This window comes from Acidovorax sp. 94 (assembly GCF_003634645.1).
In the GTDB taxonomy this organism is placed as follows: domain Bacteria; phylum Pseudomonadota; class Gammaproteobacteria; order Burkholderiales; family Burkholderiaceae_C; genus Acidovorax; species Acidovorax facilis.
The window spans coordinates 4,732,693-4,750,566 of sequence record NZ_RBJA01000001.1; the positions used below are offsets into that span (position 1 = coordinate 4,732,693).

A 17,874-nucleotide genomic window follows, 5' to 3' on the forward strand; every position below is an offset into this window, starting at 1 on the left:
CGAGGAGCCGGTCTGGCCGGTCAGACAGGCCAGACCACCCCGTTGTCGTTCAGGATGGCATCGAGCGGCAGGTCGAACTCCTCAGGCTCGAAATCATCCAGATAGCCATGGGTGAAGCCCAGACCCACGGTGAACGGCTTGGGCTGCAGCGTGGCCAGCGTGCGGTCGTAAAACCCGCCGCCATAGCCCAGCCGGTAGCCACCCGGCGCGTAGCCCACGCACGGAACAAACAGCAGTGTGGGCACGATGACCTCGGTGTCCTTGGGCTTGGGGATGCCGTAGGCGTCTTCTTCCATGGGACAGCCGGGGTACCAGGCGTGGAAGGTGAGGGTCTTGTGCTGCTTGTTGACCACGGGCAGGCCGATGCGGCGGCGCAGGGGCTCGTCCAGCAACTCGCCGTCTTCCTTCCAGCGGTGCAGGGCGGGCAGGGGGTCAAACTCGCCCTTGATGGGCCAGTAGGCGCCGATCACCGTATCCGGCCGGTTCACCAGCCAGATGCGCATCACCTGCTGTAACAGGTCGGCCCGCTGTAGGCGGTCCGGCAGGTTGAGGCGTTCTTCTATCAATGCGCGCCGAAGGGCTGCTTTGTCCATCAGATAATTCCCCCATGCAATTTCTCAGAGCGATTCTGACACCCCTTGTGGCCGCCACCCTGCTGGCTGCTACCGCGCCCCTTGTCATGGCGCAAAACCGTGGTGACGATACCCTGCTGGAGATGCAGCAGGCGTTCCGCAAGGGCGACCGCAACAAGCTCGCGCAGCTGCTGCCAGCGGCACGCGGCCATGCGCTGGAGCCCTGGGCTGCCTACTGGGAGCTGCGCGTGCGTCTTGGCGAGGCCTCGCCACAGGAGATCCAGTCCTTCATGCAGCGCTACGCCGGCACCTACCAGGAAGACCGCCTGCGCAACGACTGGCTGCTGCTGCTGGGTCAGCGCCGCGACTGGAGCCAGTTTGCCGAGCAGCACCCGAGCTACCGCATGTCGGACGACCGCGAAGTGCGCTGCTACGCCCTCCTGATCGACCAGATCAAGGGCACGGCACCAGCCACCGTGGCCGAGGACGTGCGCAGCAACTGGTATGCGATCCGCGACGCCGACGATGGCTGCACCCACGCCGCGCGCGAGCTGTATGGCTACAAGAAGCTCTCGGCCCTGGATGTGTGGCGCAAGGCCCGCCTGGGTGTGGAGGCCAACCGCCCCCGCGTGGTGCGCACGGCGGTCGAAATCGTCTCGCCGGAATCGCTGCCGCAAGTCAAGGATGTGCTCGATGCGCCCAGCAAGTACCTGCTCTCGCGCGCCACTGCCGCTGGCAAGGCCCGGCAGGAACTGGTGCTGCTGGCGCTGTTGAAGCTGGCCACCAGCGACCCGGACAGCGCGGCCTACCAGCTGGAGAACAAATGGGGCGTGCACCTCTCTGCCGAAGAGCGCAACTGGGCCTGGGGCGTGATTGGCAAGACCGCCGCGCAGAAGCTGGCCAGCAACGCCCATGGCTACTTCGCCAATGTGACCAAGGACAGCGACCTCAACGATGACCTGCTGGGCTGGAAGGTGCGTGCCGCCCTGCGCGCTGGCCAGTGGAAGGCCGTGGGCAAGGCGGTGGACGCCATGGGCCCTGAAGGCCGCCAGGACAGCACCTGGGTGTACTGGAAGGCGCGCTCGCTGCTGGCGGGCCGCGTGAGCGATGCCGAACGCGCCGAAGCACGGCAACTGCTCGAAGGCATTGCCGGAACGCGCGGCTTCTATGAGCAGCTGGCGCTCGAAGAGCTGGGCCAGCGCATCACCACGCCGCCCGCGCCCGCGCCCCTCACCGCCGAAGAAAAGGCCGCCGCTCGCGCCAACCCGGGGCTCAACCGCGCCCTGTACGCCATCCTGCTGGGCCTGCGCAGCGAAGGCGTGCGCGAGTGGAACTACACCACCAACCTGCACCAAAGCGGCGGCATGCCCGACCGCGAACTGCTGGCCGCCGCCGACTTCGCCTGCCAGCGCGAGGTGTGGGACCGCTGCATCAACACCAGCGAGCGCACCAAGAGCGTCGTGGACGTTACGCAGCGCTTTCCCACCCCCTTCCGCAGCGCGGTGGTGGAGCGTGCCAATGGCATCGGCCTGGACCCGGCCTACGTGTACGGCCTGATCCGCCAGGAAAGCCGCTTCATCATGGATGCGCGCTCGCACGTGGGCGCCTCGGGCCTCATGCAGGTGATGCCCGCCACCGCGCGCTGGACGGCCAAGAAGATCGGTCTGAACGGTTTCACGGCCGATCAGATCAACGACCGCGACACCAACATCACCATCGGCACCGCCTACCTCAAGCTCGCGCTGGACGACTTTGCGGGCTCCATGCCCATGGCCGCGGCCGCCTACAACGCAGGCCCCGGCCGCCCGCGCAGCTGGCGCAACGGCCCGGTGCTGGACGCCGCCATCTGGGCCGAGAACGTGCCGTTTGCCGAGACGCGTGACTACGTGAAGAAAGTGCTGTCCAACACCACCAACTACGCAGCCATGCTCACCGGCCAGCCCCAGTCGCTCAAGAGCCGCCTGGGCACGATCGGCCCGCGCGATGCGGCGTTGCCAGAGGTGAACAAGGATTTGCCTTGATGGGTCGGTGGTTGCTATAAATGGAAGAGCTACTGGCGCTTATCGGATAAGCGCTAGGGCCTATTTTTGCCAATATTTGGAGGGGTAAGCCATGAGAAAACTGGGTTGGGTGGCCATGGCCTCCCTGGCGATGGTTCTGGGCGCAGCAGCGCAGGCGCAGCCGGTGTACAAGTGGGTCGATGCCGACGGTAAAACCCATTACGGATCGCAGCCGCCGCCTACCTCGCAGGATGCCGAGCCGATGAAGCTGCAGAACAACAACGGCACCAGTGGCAGCGGTGGTGCAGGCAGCAAGGGCAGCGCCTCTTCTGCTGGCAAGTCGGCGGGTGCCACCCAGTTCAACCCCGACGGCACCAAGAAGATTCCGAAAGACGTCCAGGAATTTGGCGAGGGGCTGAAGAAGGCCCTGGGCACGGTGGACGGCAAGCAAGTGCCGCTCAACTGCGCCACCGCCGTGGACAACATCCACTACCAAGCCGACCTCATGCTGGAAGTGGGCCAGAAGAACGTGCGCGACGGTTACATGGCCCAGGCGGACTTTGACAAGGCGGCACCCAAGATCCGTGAAGCCAAGGGCAAATACAGCGTATCGGACTGCCAGGGCGCATCGGGCAACAAGAAGGCGTTCTACCAGTGCATGTCCAGCAGCAACAACCATGTGACGGGGTGCGACAAGCAGCACAAGCATTGAAGCCGTGCCGAGGCGCTGTGTGCCGTCCCCCAAGAGGGATGCCTGCAGCGGCTCGGTCAAGGGCGTGCCATGGCGGCACTGACTGAGGTGCGTTGCTGCGGTCAGCCGGGATGCCAAGGTCCGGGCGGACGTCGTATCTATGCGTTGTGCAGCATGTCGCCTTGGCGGGTGGCCGCACCGGACCGCACCAGTTCGTCGCTCAGGCTGCCAAGCCATTCAACCTCGGCCTGATCTGCAAAGTGGCGCTCGCGGAGCATGCCGAAGTAGGGCGTGGCCTGCGCCCAGGCAGCCAGGTCCTGGAGACTGATCTGCTGCCATTCCAACAGCTTGTATTTCAGCAGCACCTTGGCCGCATAGAGCGCATGTTTGCCCGGGTTGCGCACAAAACCGTCCAGGCGGCGGCGTGCGCCATCGATGGCACGGGGCGCATCGGCAAACACCGGCCCGTGGCCGGGGATCACGACCTGGGGTGATAGCTGCTCGATCACATCCAGCGTTGCGGCCACCTGGGCGAACGCGTCTTCGCCTTCCAACTCGGGAAACACCACGCCAAAGCCGTTTTCCCACAGCGCATCGGCCGAGATCAGCACACGGCCCTGGGGCTCGAACAAAACCACCGAATGCGGATCGTGCCCCGGCGCGGCATGCACCTGCCAGGGCTTGTCGCCCAGCAGTACGCAGGAGTCGGGCATGAGCAGCGTGTCGGCCCGAAAGGGTGGACATTCCTGGCCCGTCGGGGTGTAGCTCAGCGCATAGGCATCCCACTGGCGCACATGGTCGGCCTGGCCGGGCGGTATGGCTGTGAGCACGCCGGGCCAGGCTTTTTGCAGCGCGGCATTGCCACCGCAGTGGTCGCTGTGCAGGTGGGTGTTGAGCAGGCGATCCAGCCTGCGGCCCGCGAGAGCATCGCGCACCAGCTCCACGGTCTGCTCTGCGTGGCTGCAGTAGCCGGTGTCCACGATGGCCGTGTCGTGGTGGCCGACGAAGAGGATGTTGTTGGCCGAGAGCCAGCCGCGCTCCAGGACGGTGATTTCAGGGGGGAGCAGGTTGTGTGGCGCAGTAGTGGGCATGAAGGCGAGAGTGAAGGCTTTGCGGCGGGTATCAATACAAACGCTGCGCCGCAGTCTGCTGTCCAGCGTACTGCAGGTCCAGCGTGCCTGCAGTCCTCCAAAACCCGCATGCCCGCGCCATCGATGCCGCTCGGCGGGACAGCGGCATCTGGCTGCGCGTGGCTACTGTGGCAAGGTCACTTGCACCACCGCGTTGCGGGTGCTGAAGAACAGCTTGGAATCCCGCACGGCAATGCTCACCGGCGTGTGAATGATGCCAGGGGCCTCTCCGGCCAGGAAGCCCTTCCGTCCGGCTTGGCCAACCACGGTGCTGACTTGTCCGTCTTTCGCAATCTTGCGAATCACGCTGTAGCGAGGGTCCGTCAAGTACAGGTTGCCCTTGGCATCGGCGGCCAGGCTGGCCGTGCCGCCCCACGTGGTGCGGAAATCATCAAAATCCGTTCCCCAGGGGAGGGTCGCGGCGATCAGCAAGGTGGAGTAACCCGCCACAGTGAATTGCGCCCTGGCGGCCGGGCCATCGACATAGCCTGCGGGAAGGTCGGCGCGCCCTGCCACGGTGCTGACGACGCCTGCCGGCGTGATCTTGCGAATGGTGGGCCCGATACCCGTGAAGGCGTCATGCAGCCCGTCGACCACGTACAGGTTGCCATCGGCATCCAGGGTCATGTTGCCCAGAACAGAGAAGCGTGCAGCGCTGCCCTGCCCGTCCTGATGGCCGAGCACACCGGCACTGCCGGCCAGCAAGCTGGCGGTGCCTTGCGGGTTGATTTTCACGATGGTGCCGTTGACACCTGCTGCATAGACGTTGCCCGCTGCGTCTGCGACCAAGCCGTTCACGGGGCCGCCGTACTTGTACGAACGCCCTGCGTATTCGAAAGGCGGGAACCAGGGGGAAAGGTCCGCCAGCACCCTGATGGTGCCCTGGGGCGTGATCTTGTAGACGTAGCTGGGCTGGTTCGGCACCCAAGCGTGGGAGGCGGTGTAGAGGTTGTCATTGCCATCGACGGCCATCGCCCGCCATGACGGCCTGCTCTGCACTTCGGTCGGAACGGTGTCCCAGGTGAGCGGCAGGGTGCTGGTGCTGCCATCCGATCCCACTTTGCGCAGGGTGGTGATGCTGCTCGCGTCCCCCACATACAACGCCCCGGCTTTGGTAAAGGCCATGGCGAGGGGCGCGATGAAACGGGCCTGCGACCCTGGGCCATCGACGGGCACCGGCTTGGGATCGTACGGCGTGGCCTTGCCCGCCAGAACGGAAGTCGTTCCATCCAGGCGGAATTTCTGGATCCACGCCGACCGCGAGTTGCCCAGACTGACGATGAAACTGCCGTTCGCATCGATGACAAGGCTTTTGGCCGTCTGCGCATCGGGAATGCGCAGCACCGTCGAGACGGTGCCGTCCTCGCCAATGCGGCGCACGGCGATCGAGTGGTCTTGGGTCGTCTCATACGCCGGGGGGTATTGGTCGAGGGCGTACAGTTTTCCAGATGCATCCAGAGCCAAGTCGAGCAAGGTGCCAAACCGGGCAGTGGCGGCATCGCCGTCCGTGTTTCCTCGGGCGTCTGCCGAGCCGGCGACGTGAACCAAGCCACCTTGTGGTGTGTATTTCTGGATGGTGCTGCCAGCGACAATGAACAGTGCACCCGATGCATCCACGACAAACGTGGAGGGCAGGTTCCATTTGCGCTCCAGCGGCAGGGTGCTGACCACGCCCGCCGGGGTGATCTTGCGGAAGGGGCGGTCGCCACCACCGCTCAACACATAGAGGTTCCCCGCACCATCCAGCCGGAGTGCGTCCACACCACAGAGCGTTGCTACCTGCAGCGGGCCGTCGTCAATGCCGCATTCGCCGGGTTTTCCGGCCAACGTAGTGACCACTCCCTGGCTGTCGATCTTGCGCACGGTGTAGTTGTCCGCCACGTACGTGTTGCCCGTCGCATCGACAACCACCGCCGATGGGTTGTCAAAGCGTGCTGCCGGCCCCGGCCCATCGGCGTAGTTTGGGGGGTTGGCAAAGGAGAACGGGCGTGGGGGCTGCCCGCCCGCAACAGTGCTGACCGTGCCCGAGGCGGTCAATTTGCGCACCGCCTGGTTGGTGGAATCCGCCAACATCAGGTCGCCGGCAGATGTCAATGCGAGTGCCGGAGGGGCTGCAAACAGTGCATCGGCGGCCGCACCATCCTGGTAGCCGGTGCCCTGCGTAGCGCCGGCTACCATGCTGAGCACGCCTTTAGGTGCGGGAGGTGGCGGGGCTGCGTCTTCGCCGTTACCGCCGCCGCAGGACACGGCCAGAAGGGAGAGGCTCAGTGTGACCACAAGCCAGGAACGGACGGATGGGGTTTGTCGTGACTCGGTTTTCACAAATGAATGCTCCGCATAAAAGTAGACGTGGATTTCTTCAACACCGGGCTCTCCGGCTGCCAATTGATTTGCGCATGGATCCGAGAGTTTTATGTTTCAAACAGTTGCAAGCCAGCTCTGGGAGTTGGTCATCGCTATGGGGTCAATAACGCACTGCAGGGACCGCTTTGATTGGTTCGGCTCCAAGGTTCTGGTTCTACAAAATGCCTCTCCAACATAAGCGGTTTCCAGTCGCCATGGCAGCGTAGTGTGGCGTACGCGTGGTTCGCGCGCAGTAGCGTCGCTCGCCTGCTGTCTTCGCCAAACGGCCGTGTTTTCGCTACTTCGGAAGGTTCACCTGCGTTACTGCATTGCGTGTCGCGAGGTACAGCTTGGAATCCCGCACGGCAATGCCGATAGGCGTGTGAATGATGCCCGGAAGATCCCCTCCCAGAAAGCCTCGCTGCCCGGCACGACCGACCAGCGTGCTGACTTGGCCTTCTGTGGAGATCTTGCGAACCACGCTGTTGACAGGATCCGTGACGTACAGATTGCCCTTGGCATCCATTGCGAGGCTGGCTGTGCCGCCGTTTTCTCCATTGAGAGAGCCAAAGTCTTGCCCGATGTAAACCCCGCCAGCTGAGTAGCTGCTGTAACTGGCTGCCGCAAAGCGCGCGCTGCTGGCCGGCCCATCCACCAGACCAGCGGGCAGATCGGCCCTGCCGGCGACGGTGCTGACCATGCCGGCGGGTGTGATCTTGCGGATGGTGGGGCCAATCCCGGTGAACGCGTCATTGAGCCCATCCACCACATACAGATTGCCCGCCTGATCAAGGGTCATATTCCCCAGGATGGAGAAGCGCGCGGCGCTGCCCTGTCCGTCCACGTGGCCCAATGCGCCGGGACTGCCGGCCAGCAAAGTGACCTCGCCTGCGGCGATGATTTTGAGGATGACGCCATTGACGCCCGCCGCATAGACATTGCCTGCAGCGTCGGCGGCAACCCCATTGATGGCGGCAGCATATCTGTAGGTGTTGCCACCATGGACGAATGGGGGAACCCATGTGGACACATCTGCCAGGACCGAGGCTTGGCCGGTGGGGCTGATCCTGAAAACCAGATTGGGATCGCCAGGAAACGGTGCCGTGGAGGCCGTATAGATGTTGTCCTGCCCATCTACCGCCATGGCCCGCCAGGAGGGGTTCGCAAAGCCTGCAGGCCATTGGAGCGGGAGTGCGCTTGTGGTGCCGTCGGGGCGGACGATGCGCACCCTGCCAGCGTCGTAGTCGCCCACATACAGCGCTCCTGACTTCGCCAGAGCCATCGCCTGAGGAGCCTTGAACCGCGCATCTGTGCCCGGACCGTCTGCAGCGACGGCCTCGGGATTCGCCGCCGTGGGCTTCCCGACAAGGGTGGATCGGGTGCCATCGCGATGGTATTTTTGAATCCACGTGGATTGGACATTGGCGAGGCTGACGATGAAGTTGCCGCTGCGATCAACGACCAGGCTTCTACCCCCCGAAGCCGCAGGGACTGTGAGGGTCAGGGTGGACACGGCCCCGCTCTTGGCGATATGGCGAATGGTGACCGGGTCATGTCCATCCAGTGCATAAAGCTCGTTGGAGGCATCCAGTGCCAAATCGTGGAGGATGCTGAACTTGGCCGTCACGGCATCGCCATCGGCAGCACCCTGAATGTCTTGGTTGCCAGCGACATGGGTCACTTCTCCGGTGGGGGTAGATTTCTTGATGGAACTCCCGTGTGTGAAGTAGACGGTGCCGGAGGCATCTACGACGAACTTGGAGCGCTCCGGCTCCGGCAGTTCCATGGGCAGGGTGCTCGTGACGCCCGCAGGGGTGATCTGGCGAATCTTTGGGTAGGCGTAGCTACCCTGGCCGACATAGAGATTCCCGGCGCTGTCCAGCCTTATTTCGCGAGGAGCGCAGAGTGTTGAGCCCTGGGAGGGGCCGTCGGCATTGCCACACACGCCGGGTTTACCTGCGATGGTGGTGACGGCACCGGTGCTGTCAATCTTGCGCACCAGGTGGTTGGCTGTGTCCGCCACGTAGGTGTTGCCTGACGCGTCTGCTGCGACCGCTGTTGGATAGAAAAAACGTGCAGCTGGCCCCATGCCATCGGCGTAGTGGACAGTGACTGAGGGTGCAGGGGCCGGACTTTGGCCGCCTGCGAAGGTGCTGACGAGACCGGAGGTTGCCCATTTCCGGATGGCATGGTTGCCTGTGTCTGCCATCAGCAAATCACCTGTGGGCGAAAGCGAGAGTGCTGGTATCCCGGAAAAAAGCGCATCGGCGGCGGCGCCATCCAGGTAACCGGACCGGTGGGTGGCCCCGGCCAGCAGACTGAGTGCAGGTGTGGGCTCGGGGACTGGGGTATCTGGGTTGCCTGCGTCCGGACCACTGCCGCTACCGCCCCCGCAGGACGTGGCAAAGATGGAAAGGCTGAGCAAACCTGTCAGCCAGGGGAGGGCAGGCCGATGCTGTCGCGACATGGGTTTCACAAGTGGTTCCTCCCTGATGAACTTGAAGCGGGTCTGTGCCAAGGATGGGCCTTCTCGCTGCTGGTTGATTATGCGTAGGGAGCATGGAAGTACGTGTCTGTTTCAACCCGTTGCAAATGCAGCGCCAGACGCCAGACGCCAGACGCCAGACGCCAGACGCCAGACCCGTGGCCCGGCGTTCGGGGCCGCGTCGACGAACTACCCAGGCCACGGCCAGCGTTGGTGCAAAGTCGCAGGAGCCGGGTGTGGGAAAGGTGCCTCTGCAGTCACCGGGGAAACGTATGGTTGCGGGAGGTGGGCCGCGCTTTTCCCGCTGCTGCAACTCCAGCTCCGCTCCAGCTCGGGTCTACCGTGCTGGCTTGCCGACCCCCTTGAAGTGGCTCAATGTCGTGAGGTCAGAACGTCACGCCCGCCACCAGAATCACATTGGCATAGGGCGTGCACTCGCCTGTGCGCACCATCACGCGGGCCTGCTGGGTCAGGCGCTTGAACTCATCGTGCGATACGTTGCTAGGGACCACCGGAAGCTGGCACCACGTGGGCAACTGGCCACTGTTGCGCTCCATGGCTTCGGTGGCGATCACGGCTTTCTCGACCTGCATTTCTTCCAGCACCACCCGCAGCACATCGGCCACGGCCGGGATGCCCGGCGTGAGGGCCAGGTCAATGCGGCGCGGGCCATTGGGGATGGGCAGTCCCACGTCGCCAATCACCAGCATGTCGCCGTGGCCCAGGGTGGCGATGGCGTGGGAGAGTTCGGCGTGCAGCAGGGCGGTGCGTTTCACAGGGGGCTCCAGGCGGGCGGTTGGGGGCTGTGCGCCACGGCGGCGCGGGTAGGGATGGAGGGCTGGGCGCCGGGCTGGGTGACGCACAGCGCCGATGCTCGGATGCCTTCGCGCACGGCGGCGTCCAGCGGCTCGCCGCGTGCCAGCGCCACGGCCAGTGCCCCCAGGAAAGTGTCACCAGCGGCCGTGGTGTCCACGGCTTTCACGACCAGGCCGGGGTGGTAGCGGTTGCCTGCCGCATCGGCGGCCACGGCGCCCGCAGCGCCCAGAGTTACTACGACCTGTGCGGGGCCCTTGGCGCGCAGGGCTTGTGCGGCCTGCGCGGCATCTGCGGGAGTGGTCACGTTCTGGCCTGCCAGCGCGGCGGCTTCCACCTCGTTCACGACCAGTGTGTGCACCAGCGGCCACATCGCTTCGGGCAGGGGCTGGATGGGGGAGGGGTTGAGCACCACAGGGCAGCCCGCGGCATGGGCCATCGCGGCGGCGGCCAGCACCTGGGGCAGGGGCGTTTCAAACTGCAGCACCAGACCGCCTGCGCCTTGCAGCGCTTTGCCCAGCGCGGCGGCATCCAGCACAAAGCGGCCGTTGGCGCCGGGCACGACCACGATGCGGTTTTGCCCGCTGGCCTCCACGGTGATGGCGGCCACGCCGGTGGTGGTGTCGGTGTCGGTCTGCACGCCGCTGTGGTCTATGCCGTCGGCATCGAGCCCGGCGCGCAGGGTGTGGCCGTAGCCGTCATCGCCCACGCGGCCGAACAAGGCCACCTGGGCGCCCTGGCGCGCGCAAGCCACGGCCTGGTTGCCGCCCTTGCCGCCGGGCACCAGGTGCAGGGCGTCGGCCAGCACGGTCTCGCCAGGGCCCGGCGCGTGTTGCACCTGCAGCACCAGGTCCATGTTCAGGCTGCCGACGACGGCGATGCAGGGCGTGTGGGTAGTGCTCATGCCGCACCTCCGGGTGCATGGGCCGTGGAGGCGCGCACGTGCAGCTCGGGCTGCAGCATCACCTTGCGCGCATCCTGGCGCTTGCCGTCGATGCGTTCCAGCAGCATGTCCACCGCCAGTGCGCCGATGCGCTGCTTGGGCTGGGCCACGGTGGTGAGCGGTGGGCTGGTGAAGGCGGTGAGTTCGATGTCGTCAAAGCCGACGATGGACAGTGCCTCTGGTACGCGCAGGTCGCGTTCGTGCGCGGCACACAGTGCGCCCATGGCCATGAGGTCGTTACACACGAAGACGGCAGTGGGCGGCTCGGGAGCGCGCAGCACGGCGTGCATGGCTTCGTAGCCGCCCTGGCTGGTGAAGTTGCCGTGCCACAGCAGGCCCTCGCCGGTGCCGCAGCCCGAATCGGCCAGCGCGGTGCGCCAGCCAGCGATGCGCTGCTCGCTGGGGGCAATGCCTTCGGGGCCGCCAATGCAGGCAATGCGGCGGTGGCCCAGCGACAACAAGTGGCGCGTGGCCAGCAGGCCGCCTTGCATGTGGGCGGTTTCCACCAGGTCGCAGGGTTGCTGCTCGGCCAGCTCGATTTCGCGGTCCACCAGCACGGTGGGGATGGAAAGGCCCGCGAGCTGCGTGGGCAGCGTGGCGTCGTGGCCGGTCGAGACCACGATCAGCCCGTCGATGCGCCGCTCGGCCAGCACCTGCAGGTAAGTGCCCTGGCGGTGCGCCTCGTCGTTGGTGTTGCACAGGATGAGGTTGTAGCCCGCGCCAAAGCAGCGGTCTTCCACGCTGTGCACGATCTCGGCAAAGTACGGGTTGGAGCTGTTGGGGATCAGCATGCCCAGCGTGCGCGTGTTGTTGCTCTTTAAGCTGCGCGCGATGGCGCTGGGCACATAGCCCAGTGCGCGGATGGCTTTTTCGACCCGCTCGCGCCCCTCGGGACTCACGTGGCGTGTGCCGTTGACCACGTGCGACACCGTGGTGACCGATACGTCGGCGTGGCGCGCAACGTCTTTGATAGTAGCCATGCAAAAAGTGAGAAGTCGTTGGATGTGAGTGGAGTCAGACCGTGATTCAGTGCCTGATTCAGTGTGCCGTGCGGCGCTGGCGCAGCGTGTCCACGATGACGGCCGCCACGATCACAAAACCCGTGATGATGCGCTTGCTCGGCTCGCTGGCGCCCACCTGGGCCAGGCCCGCCTCCAGCACCGCAATGATCAGCACGCCAAAGGCCGTGTTGATCACCGAGCCGCGCCCGCCCATGAGGCTGGTGCCGCCAATCACCACGGCGGCGATCACCTGCAGCTCCATGCCCGTGCCCGCGTTGGGGTCTGCGGCTTCGAGCCGGGCCGACTGCATCAGCCCTGCCAGCCCCGCGAGCAGGCCAGTCATGGCGAACACGATGATGCGGATGGGGCGCGGGTCCACGCCTGCCAGGCGCATGGCTTCTTCATTGGTGCCAATGCCCACCACGCAGCGGCCAAACACTGTGCGCGACAGCACCAGCTGTGCCACCACCACCAGCACCACCGCCAGCAAGAAGGCAAACGAGATGCCGCCAAAGAAGGGTGCCGACAGCCACGAGATCGCGTCGCCCACGTACTGCGTGCGCGAGTCGGTGACCACATACGCGCTGCCGCGCACGGCTTCGAGCATGCCCAGCGACACGATGAACGAGGGCAGCCGCCATGCGACGGAAATCATGCCGGTGATGGTGCCGCACACCAGGCCCGTGGCCAGTGCCAGCGCGGCGGCGGCGGGCACCGTCCAGCCCCATTGCAGGATGGCGGCGGCCGAGGTGGCTGCGGCCAGCGCCATCACAGAGCCCACCGACAAATCGATGCCCGCGATGATGAGCACAAAGGTCATGCCCACCGCCATCACGGCCAGGGCCGGGATCTCGTTGGCGATGGTGATGAAGGTCTCGGCGCTCCAGAAGTATTCGGACAGCGACGAGAACAGCGCCACCATGCCTGCCAGCACGGCCAGCAAGCCCAGGTAGGTGCCCAGCTGGCTGCGCCAGACCGAAGCGGAGGAAGGCGCCGCAGCGGGCGCGGCAGATGCGGTGGGGGCGTTCATGCGGTCACAGGAGAAGAGGTTGAAGGGGTGGTGCTGGTGCGCCCGCCGGGCTCGGAGAACGCGGCCGCCAGCAGCGATTGCTCGGACCACTCGCCGCGCTCGAACACGGCCACCAGGCGGCCCGCGCTCATCACGCCGATGCGGTCGGCCATGGCCATGAGCTCGCGCAGGTCGGACGACACCATCAGCAGCGCGCGGCCCTCGGCGGCCATGCGGTCCAGCTCGCCGTACAGCTCGGCGCGCGCGCCCACGTCCACGCCGCGCGTGGGTTCATCCAGCAGCAGCACGCGGCCTTCGCGGTGCAGCCAGCGGGCAAATACCACCTTTTGCTGGTTGCCGCCCGACAGCTGCCCCACGGGCTGCTCGGCGCTGCGGCAGCGGATGCCCAGCGTGCGCACAAAACCTTGCACTAGGCGGTTTTCCAGCCCGCGCTGCAGCCAGCCGCCGCGCGACACGGTCGACAGGTCGGACAGCGTGGCGTTGATGCGTATGGGCTGCGACAGCAGCAGGCCCTGGGACTTGCGGTCTTCGGTGACCAGGCCCACACCGGCGGCGATGGCCTGAAGAGGCGAGGCGAAACCACGGGGAATGGTGCGGGGTGTGGCCTGGGATGCCGCTGATTTCTGGTTTGCTATGTTTTGTATAGCTGGTGGCGCTTGTTCATCAAGCGCTAGAGCCTGTTTTTGTTCATATTCCGGGTGCATCGTGATGCTGCCCCGGTCTGCCCGGTCCGCGCCAAACAGCAGGCGGACCAGCTCGGTTCGGCCCGATCCGACCAGCCCGGCAATGCCGAAGATCTCGCCCGCGCGCAGCTCCAGGCTCACGTCCTGCACGGCGGTGCCCCGGCCCAGGCCTTCGGCGCTCATCACCACCGGGCCCACAGGGCGGCGCGGGCGGTGGTCCAGGTCGCTCACCACGCGGCCCACCATGCGCTGCACCAGGTCGTCCTCGCTCATGCCCGCCATGGGGCGCACATCCACCAGGCGGCCATCGCGCAGCACGGCCACGCGGTCGGCGATGCGGCGCAGTTCTTCGAGCCGGTGCGATACATAGACGATGGCGACGCCGCGTGCGGTGAGGTGGGCGATCTGCTCGAACAGGTAGTTGGTCTCGCGCGGCGTGAGCATGGCCGTGGGCTCGTCGAGCACCAGGATGCGCGTGTCGTCCTGCAGGTTGCGCGCAATCTCCACCATCTGCTGCTGGCCAATGCCCAGCTGCGAAACGGGCGTGGCGGGGTCGATGCTGTCCAGGCCGATCTTGGCCAGCTGTGCGCGTGCGGCGGTGTGCAGCGCATCGCGCTGCAGCCAGCCCAGGCGGTGGGGCAAGCGGCCCATCAACAAATTTTCGGCCACGGTGAGCGTGGGCACCAGGCCCAGCTCCTGCATCACCATGCGCACGCCTTGGCGCTCAGCGTCGCGGCGCGAGGCGGGCGTGTAGGTCTGGCCACCGAGCAACATGCCACCGCGCGTGGGCTGCTCCAGCCCGCACAGGATCTTGGACAGCGTGCTCTTGCCTGCACCGTTCTCACCGGTCAGCGCCAGCACCTCGCCCGCAAACAGCTCTACGTTCACGCCATCGAGCACGGTGGCGGTGTAGTCCTTGCCTACGGCCTGGATGGCGAGCAAGGGCGGGGACTGAGGAGCGGGCGAGCGACTGGGCATGGAGGCTTGAAGTGGGCAGCTGCAGGGCGGTGGTTATCTATTGAGCGGCGAACAACGCCAGAAGGGCCTTGTTCGCCGCTCTCGGATTTACTTGCTGTCTTTCGTCACCAGCACCACATCCGTCTTTACCGTGGCGGGCAGCTGGTTCTGCGGCGTCTTGGCGGCCAGGGCCTTCTGTGCCAGTTCGATACCAAACACGGCCTGCTTGGCGGCGTACTGGTCGGCGGTGGCCAGCACACGGCCGTCGGCCAACATGGGCTTGATGGCGCCGATGTTGTCGTAGCCCACCACCTGCACCTTGCCGGTCTTGCCTGCGGCCTTCACGGCGGCCACGGCGCCCAGGGCCATGCTGTCGTTGCCAGCCAACAGGGCCACGAGGTCAGGGTGCTCGCGCATCATGCCGGCGGCCACGGTGTTGCCCTTTTCGATCTCCCAGTTGCCGGACTGCACGCCCACCACGGTGATGTTGGCGGCCTTCATGGCGTCCTGGTAGCCCAGGGTGCGCTGCTGCGCATTGAAGGTGGTGGACACGCCTTCGATGATGCCGACCTTGTCACCGGCCTTCAGCGTCTTGGCCAGGTGGTCGCCCACCAGCTTGGCGCCTGCGCGGTTGTCGGGGCCCACGAAGGGCACGGTGATACTCTTTTCCTTCAGCGCGTCGGCATCGAGCTGGTTGTCGATGTTGACCACGATGATGCCCCTGTCGATGGCCGCCTTGACCACGGGCACCAGCGCCTTGGAGTCGGCCGGGGCCAGCACGATGGCGCTGACCTTCTGCGCCATGGCTTGTTCGATCATCTTGATCTGCGCTGCCGTGTCGGTCTCGTTCTTGATGCCGTTGGCCACCAGCGTGTATTCCTTGGCGTGGGCCTTTTGGTGCGCCTTGGCGCCGTCTTCCATGGTGCGGAAGAACTCGTTGGCCAGCGACTTCATGATGAGCGCGATCTTCGGCTTGTCCTGCGCGAAGGCAGGGCTGGCCAGCAGGCTGCCCACAACGGCGAGGGCGGCGGCTGTCTGAACGGAACGGCGAGTGAACTGCATGGGTTTTGTCTCCAGGTTGGAATGTGGACAAAGGCAACGCTGAACAAGCCTCTCGCGCCCGGCGCATCCCTGGCTCAGGACGGTCTGCAGCGTTGCAAATCCTCGCGATAGCTACGGCTATCACTGTGGTTTGCGCCTTGCAGCCCATCCCGACCCAGGGCCCGCCGCATCGCGGAGGCTTATTCAGCGTCGCCCTAAGGCGACCGACAGCGTGGAGGGAAATCCCCGGCAGTGCCCCTAAAAAGGAGCGGCTACGGATGCCCGGTGCCTTGTCGCGATCTGGATGATAACGAAAGCAAACGTTTGCGCAAACGTTTGCTAATCAGTAAAAACCCGGAGATGCAGGCATTGGAGTACCCGGTGCAGACTGAGGGCTTGCATGGTTTGCGCCCAAGAAAAAGGGCGCCGAAGCGCCCTGGGTGAGGTGACAGGGGGCAGCGGTTGGCGCGCTGCCCCTTGAACTGCGTCAGGCCTTGCGCAATTCCCTGCGCAGGATCTTGCCCACATTGCTCTTGGGCAGTTCGTCGCGGAACTCGATGTACTTGGGGCGCTTGTAGCCGGTGAGGTTCTGGTGGCAGTAGTTGGCCACTTCGTCCTCGGTCAGGGCCGGGTCGTTCTTGATGATGAACACCTTGATGGCCTCGCCCTGCTTCTCATCGGGAACGCCAATGGCCGCGCATTCGACCACGCCGGGGCACAGGCTGATGACCTGCTCCAGCTCGTTGGGGAACACGTTGAAGCCGCTCACCAGGATCATGTCCTTCTTGCGGTCGATGATGCGGGTGTAGCCCTGCGGGTCCATGATGCCGATGTCGCCCGTGCGCATGAAGCCGTCCGGCGTGAAGGCCTTGGCGTTCTCTTCGGGCTGGTTGTAGTAGCCCACCATCACGTTGGGGCCGCGGATGCAGATCTCGCCGGACTCGCCCTGGGGCAGGCTGTTGCCTTCGTCGTCCTTGATGGCAATGTCAATGCCCGGCAGCGGCAGGCCGATGTTGCCACTGAAGGTGGTGCTGATCACCGGGTTGTTGGTGCCGATGGCGCAGGTCTCGCTCATGCCCCAGCCTTCGATCATGGTGCTGCCGGTCACTTTCTGCCACTGCTTGGCCGTGCCCTCGCTGGCTGCCATGCCTCCGGCCTGCGACACGCACAGGTGCGAAAAATCCAGGGTCTTGAACTGCGGGTTTTGCAGCAGCGCGTTGAACAGCGTGTTCACCGCAGGCAGCATGTGGAAGGGGCGCTTCTTGAGTTCGGCCACGAACTTCGGAATGTCGCGCGGGTTCGGGATCAGCGTGAGGCTGGAGCCTTGGCGGATGGCCAGCAGGCACAGCGTGAGCGCGAAGATGTGGTACAGCGGCAGCGCGGCAATGGAGTTGGCCTTGGAGAGGTCGCCCACCTTGGACAGTGCGGGCGTGAACCACGCCTCGGCCTGCAGCGTGGCGGCCACGATGTTGCGGTGGGTGAGCACCGCGCCCTTGGACAGGCCCGTGGTGCCGCCCGTGTACTGCAGGAAGGCGATGGAGTCGAGCGTGGCCTGGCTGGGCGCGAGCGACTTGTGCTCGCCCAGCGACAGCGCCTTCTTGAACGTGACGACCTTGCGGCCGTTGGACAGCGGCAGGTCATACGCAGGCACCATCTTGGCGAGGTGGCGCACGGCGAAGGTGATCCATTTGCCAAACCAGAAGCCCAGCAGGTCGCCCATGGAGGCCATCACCACATGCTTGACGGCCGTGTGGTCAATGACCTCAGCCAGCGTGTGGGCAAAGTTCTCCAGGATCACGATGGCCGTGGCGCCCGAGTCCTTGAGCTGGTGCTCCAGCTCGCGCGCGGTGTACAGCGGGTTCACGTTCACGCAGGTGTAGCCTGCGCGCAGCACGGCCGCCATGGTCACGCCAAACTGGGGGATGTTGGGCAGCATGATGGCCACGCGCGCACCCGGCTCCAGCCCCAGGCTCTGCAGATAGGCCCCCAGCGCGGCCGAGCGGCGCTCCAGCTCGCCATAGGTCATCCACTGGTCCATGCAGACCGAGAACGGGCTGGATGCGTGTTTGCGGAACGACTCTTCCAGCAGGTGGGCCACAGAGCGGTATTGCTCGGGCTTCACGTCGTGTGGGACGCCCGGGGGGTAGCTCTTGAGCCAGATCTTTTCCATGCGCTTGTTTCCTTG

The 17,874-nt window shown here is 65.3% G+C and carries 13 protein-coding genes; 2 read left to right on the forward strand and 11 right to left on the reverse strand.

The genetic code is table 11. The features are described from left to right. Positions 1-20: 20 nt before the first annotated feature. Positions 21-593 (reverse strand): 5-formyltetrahydrofolate cyclo-ligase, encoded by a 573-nt coding sequence (locus C8C94_RS21830; protein ID WP_121422201.1) that lies wholly within the window; start codon positions 591-593, stop codon positions 21-23. Between the two features lie 14 nt (positions 594-607). On the opposite strand from C8C94_RS21830, the gene C8C94_RS21835 reads away from it, so the two are divergent. Continuing rightward, on the forward strand, positions 608-2,593 hold the full coding sequence (locus C8C94_RS21835; protein WP_121422202.1) for a lytic transglycosylase domain-containing protein: 1,986 nt from the start codon (positions 608-610) through the stop codon (positions 2,591-2,593). Between the two features lie 91 nt (positions 2,594-2,684). Then, entirely contained in the window at positions 2,685-3,284 is a 600-nt protein-coding gene (locus C8C94_RS21840) for a DUF4124 domain-containing protein (protein WP_121422203.1), read from the forward strand. A gap of 137 nt (positions 3,285-3,421) precedes the next feature. Here C8C94_RS21840 and C8C94_RS21845 read toward each other — a convergent pair whose 3' ends face one another. The 10 genes from C8C94_RS21845 to C8C94_RS21890 all read right to left on the reverse strand — a co-directional run bounded on the left by C8C94_RS21845 (position 3,422) and on the right by C8C94_RS21890 (position 17,859). Continuing rightward, positions 3,422-4,354, reverse strand: a complete 933-nt coding sequence (locus C8C94_RS21845; protein ID WP_121422204.1) for an MBL fold metallo-hydrolase — start codon at positions 4,352-4,354, stop codon at positions 3,422-3,424. Positions 4,355-4,516: 162 nt separating this feature from the next. Then, on the reverse strand, positions 4,517-6,571 hold the full coding sequence (locus C8C94_RS21850) for a hypothetical protein (protein ID WP_121422205.1): 2,055 nt from the start codon (positions 6,569-6,571) through the stop codon (positions 4,517-4,519). A 463-nt stretch (positions 6,572-7,034) separates the two neighbouring features. Further along, positions 7,035-9,254, reverse strand: a complete 2,220-nt coding sequence (locus tag C8C94_RS21855; RefSeq protein WP_147433291.1) for a hypothetical protein — start codon at positions 9,252-9,254, stop codon at positions 7,035-7,037. A gap of 353 nt (positions 9,255-9,607) precedes the next feature. Beyond that, positions 9,608-9,997: a D-ribose pyranase gene (gene rbsD, locus C8C94_RS21860; protein ID WP_121422207.1), complete on the reverse strand. Its 390-nt coding sequence runs from the start codon at positions 9,995-9,997 to the stop codon at positions 9,608-9,610. Further along, on the reverse strand, positions 9,994-10,938 hold the full coding sequence (rbsK, locus tag C8C94_RS21865; RefSeq protein WP_121422208.1) for a ribokinase: 945 nt from the start codon (positions 10,936-10,938) through the stop codon (positions 9,994-9,996). Before rbsK ends, rbsD begins: the two co-directional genes overlap by 4 nt. Then, a complete protein-coding gene (locus tag C8C94_RS21870) occupies positions 10,935-11,957 on the reverse strand; it encodes a LacI family DNA-binding transcriptional regulator (RefSeq protein WP_121422209.1) in 1,023 nt (340 codons plus the stop codon). The genes rbsK and C8C94_RS21870 overlap by 4 nt, the downstream gene beginning before the upstream one ends. Before the next feature lie 58 nt (positions 11,958-12,015). Continuing rightward, a complete protein-coding gene (locus C8C94_RS21875; RefSeq protein WP_121422210.1) occupies positions 12,016-13,008 on the reverse strand; it encodes an ABC transporter permease in 993 nt (330 codons plus the stop codon). After that, a complete protein-coding gene (locus C8C94_RS21880; RefSeq protein WP_121422211.1) occupies positions 13,005-14,669 on the reverse strand; it encodes a sugar ABC transporter ATP-binding protein in 1,665 nt (554 codons plus the stop codon). Before C8C94_RS21880 ends, C8C94_RS21875 begins: the two co-directional genes overlap by 4 nt. 87 nt (positions 14,670-14,756) lie before the next feature. After that, a complete protein-coding gene (locus C8C94_RS21885) occupies positions 14,757-15,710 on the reverse strand; it encodes a sugar ABC transporter substrate-binding protein (RefSeq protein ID WP_121422212.1) in 954 nt (317 codons plus the stop codon). A gap of 466 nt (positions 15,711-16,176) precedes the next feature. Next, positions 16,177-17,859 carry an AMP-binding protein gene (locus C8C94_RS21890; RefSeq protein WP_099731323.1) on the reverse strand — a complete coding sequence of 561 codons (1,683 nt, stop codon included), beginning with the start codon at positions 17,857-17,859 and terminating at the stop codon, positions 16,177-16,179. Positions 17,860-17,874 lie beyond the last annotated feature (15 nt).